General features: G+C 48.8%; 18 tRNA genes and 2 rRNA genes. All 20 read right to left on the bottom strand.

Features of this window, described 5'->3' with window-relative positions:
• Nucleotides 1-148: 148 nt before the first annotated feature.
• Nucleotides 149-220, bottom strand: a tRNA-Glu gene (locus ACFQ38_RS05235).
• Between the two features lie 7 nt (nucleotides 221-227).
• Nucleotides 228-318 (bottom strand) — tRNA-Ser (locus ACFQ38_RS05230).
• A gap of 9 nt (nucleotides 319-327) precedes the next feature.
• Nucleotides 328-402, bottom strand: a tRNA-Asn gene (locus tag ACFQ38_RS05225).
• A 3-nt stretch (nucleotides 403-405) separates the two neighbouring features.
• A tRNA-Ile gene (locus ACFQ38_RS05220) sits at nucleotides 406-482 on the bottom strand.
• A 1-nt stretch (nucleotide 483) separates the two neighbouring features.
• Nucleotides 484-557: transfer RNA gene (locus tag ACFQ38_RS05215), tRNA-Gly, on the bottom strand.
• A gap of 6 nt (nucleotides 558-563) precedes the next feature.
• Nucleotides 564-639: transfer RNA gene (locus ACFQ38_RS05210), tRNA-Phe, on the bottom strand.
• A gap of 86 nt (nucleotides 640-725) precedes the next feature.
• Nucleotides 726-801 (bottom strand) — tRNA-Asp (locus tag ACFQ38_RS05205).
• 3 nt (nucleotides 802-804) lie between these two features.
• Nucleotides 805-879, bottom strand: a tRNA-Met gene (locus tag ACFQ38_RS05200).
• A gap of 181 nt (nucleotides 880-1060) precedes the next feature.
• Nucleotides 1061-1153 (bottom strand) — tRNA-Ser (locus tag ACFQ38_RS05195).
• Nucleotides 1154-1174: 21 nt separating this feature from the next.
• Nucleotides 1175-1251, bottom strand: a tRNA-Ile gene (locus tag ACFQ38_RS05190).
• Between the two features lie 8 nt (nucleotides 1252-1259).
• Nucleotides 1260-1333: transfer RNA gene (locus tag ACFQ38_RS05185), tRNA-Met, on the bottom strand.
• Between the two features lie 18 nt (nucleotides 1334-1351).
• Nucleotides 1352-1427 (bottom strand) — tRNA-Ala (locus tag ACFQ38_RS05180).
• 6 nt (nucleotides 1428-1433) lie between these two features.
• Nucleotides 1434-1510, bottom strand: a tRNA-Pro gene (locus ACFQ38_RS05175).
• Between the two features lie 12 nt (nucleotides 1511-1522).
• Nucleotides 1523-1599 (bottom strand) — tRNA-Arg (locus tag ACFQ38_RS05170).
• Nucleotides 1600-1620: 21 nt separating this feature from the next.
• Nucleotides 1621-1709, bottom strand: a tRNA-Leu gene (locus ACFQ38_RS05165).
• A gap of 7 nt (nucleotides 1710-1716) precedes the next feature.
• Nucleotides 1717-1791, bottom strand: a tRNA-Gly gene (locus tag ACFQ38_RS05160).
• Nucleotides 1792-1799: 8 nt separating this feature from the next.
• Nucleotides 1800-1881 (bottom strand) — tRNA-Leu (locus ACFQ38_RS05155).
• A gap of 28 nt (nucleotides 1882-1909) precedes the next feature.
• Nucleotides 1910-1985: transfer RNA gene (locus ACFQ38_RS05150), tRNA-Lys, on the bottom strand.
• Nucleotides 1986-2047: 62 nt separating this feature from the next.
• Nucleotides 2048-2163: ribosomal RNA gene (gene rrf, locus ACFQ38_RS05145) — 5S ribosomal RNA — on the bottom strand.
• A 202-nt stretch (nucleotides 2164-2365) separates the two neighbouring features.
• Nucleotides 2366-2470, bottom strand: a 23S ribosomal RNA gene (locus tag ACFQ38_RS05140); the annotation flags it as partial.

Raw genomic sequence — 2470 nt, 5'->3', positions numbered from 1 at the left:
TTTCGTTTACTTGTTTTCCGACAATTCAAGTATAAAAGAAATGGTGATTACGTGCTTTTTTTTGTTGAATTTGTGTGAATACCCCAACAAATATTATAGAACCTATAAAAAAAGCGACATTCAATTTTGAATGTCGCTTTTTTCAATATGACCCCTACGGGATTCGAACCCGTGTTACCGCCGTGAAAGGGCGGTGTCTTAACCGCTTGACCAAGGGGCCAACAATATGGCGGAGAAGGAGGGATTCGAACCCTCGCGCCGCTTTCGCGACCTACGCCCTTAGCAGGGGCGCCTCTTGAGCCACTTGAGTACTTCCCCGTATAAAATTGGCTCCGCAGGTAGGACTCGAACCTACGACCGATCGGTTAACAGCCGATTGCTCTACCACTGAGCTACTGCGGAATATGGTGGGCCTAAGTGGACTCGAACCACCGACCTCACGCTTATCAGGCGTGCGCTCTAACCAGCTGAGCTATAGGCCCATGGAGCGGGTGAAGGGAATCGAACCCTCATCATCAGCTTGGAAGGCTGAGGTTTTACCACTAAACTACACCCGCAAAGAATGGTGGCTCAGGACGGAATCGAACCGCCGACACAAGGATTTTCAGTCCTTTGCTCTACCGACTGAGCTACTGAGCCACATAGGACTTGTAGAAGCATTATTTCTCTATCTACTTAAGAAATTCGCTATTCTTCAAATCAATAAGTTATGTAAAAAATAATAATGGCGGTCCCGACCGGGATCGAACCGGCGATCTCCTGCGTGACAGGCAGGCATGTTAACCGCTACACCACGGGACCTTTTGGTTGCGGGGGCAGGATTTGAACCTGCGACCTTCGGGTTATGAGCCCGACGAGCTACCACTGCTCCACCCCGCGATAATATTAGTTGTAATATTTTAAAATCCTACGCATTCAGCTGTTTATGGGAGTTAGTTGAAATTTCCTTTTGGTAAATTTCACAAATCACATTCTGCGTTATGTGATTTGCTCTACCCCACGATAATATTAGTTGTAACTTTCGTATTTTCCTATATATTAACCACAATGATGAAAAGAATGGCGGAGGAAGAGGGATTCGAACCCCCGCGGGCTTTAACACCCCTGTCGGTTTTCAAGACCGATCCCTTCAGCCGGACTTGGGTATTCCTCCGTAAGAAATCTATTCAAGTAGTGGTGGACCTTGCAGGACTCGAACCTGCGACCGGACGGTTATGAGCCGTCTGCTCTAACCAACTGAGCTAAAGGTCCTTCAAGGATGGCGGCAGAGGGGATCGAACCCCCGACCTTACGGGTATGAACCGTACGCTCTAGCCAGCTGAGCTACGCCGCCGGGTAAAATATATTATATTGGTGGAGCCTAGCGGGATCGAACCGCTGACCTCCTGCGTGCAAGGCAGGCGCTCTCCCAGCTGAGCTAAGGCCCCATGAAGTGGTCGGGAAGACAGGATTCGAACCTGCGACCCCTTGGTCCCAAACCAAGTGCTCTACCAAGCTGAGCTACTTCCCGAACAAAACTTATTGGCGCGCCCGGCAGAAGTCGAATCCACAACCTTCTGATCCGTAGTCAGACGCTCTATCCAATTGAGCTACGGGCGCAAATTGCTTGATATATATATCTGGTGCCGAGAACCGGAATCGAACCGGTACGGTAGTCACCTACCGCAGGATTTTAAGTCCTGTGCGTCTGCCAGTTCCGCCACCCCGGCAATTGTATGGAGCGGAAGACGGGATTCGAACCCGCGACCCCGACCTTGGCAAGGTCGTATTCTACCACTGAACTACTTCCGCATTGAAAGTGCGGGTGAAGGGAGTCGAACCCCCACGCCTTACGGCACTAGATCCTAAGTCTAGCGTGTCTGCCAGTTCCACCACACCCGCATAGTAATTCAAAACAGTTAGTTAAAAATGGTGAGCCATACAGGATTCGAACCTGTGACCCTCTGATTAAAAGTCAGATGCTCTACCGACTGAGCTAATGGCTCGGTNAAGGCAGGTGCTCTCCCAGCTGAGCTAATCCTCCGTTATGTAATATGGAAAGTTGATAGCCTGGCAACGTCCTACTCTCACAGGGGGAAGCCCCCCACTACCATCGGCGCTGAAGAGCTTAACTTCCGTGTTCGGGATGGGAACGGGTGTGACATCTTCGCCATCGTCACCAGACTATAGCTTGTCTTTCTTAAGGACAATACTTATTATATCAATTCTATTTAGTTTTGCAAGTACTTTTTTTGTTTTTTTTAACCATTTTTGGAACGAATTTGTTCGTTCAAAACCGGATAAAACAGACATTGTACATCAATCAACCGAACAATTTATTCTTTTTCCAGCCTCAGCGGTCAAACGGTCGTCTCCGCTTTTCTTGTAGGTTAAGTCCTCGATCGATTAGTATCCGTCAGCTGCACGTGTCGCCACGCTTCCACCCCGGACCTATCAACCTCATCATCTTTGAGGGATCTTACTTACAGAT

The sequence above is a fragment of the Sporosarcina contaminans genome (genome assembly GCF_042679045.1).
Classification (GTDB): domain Bacteria; phylum Bacillota; class Bacilli; order Bacillales_A; family Planococcaceae; genus Sporosarcina; species Sporosarcina contaminans.
Note: the sequence above shows the minus strand (reverse complement) of the source record. Positions and strands in the feature narration are given on the sequence as shown.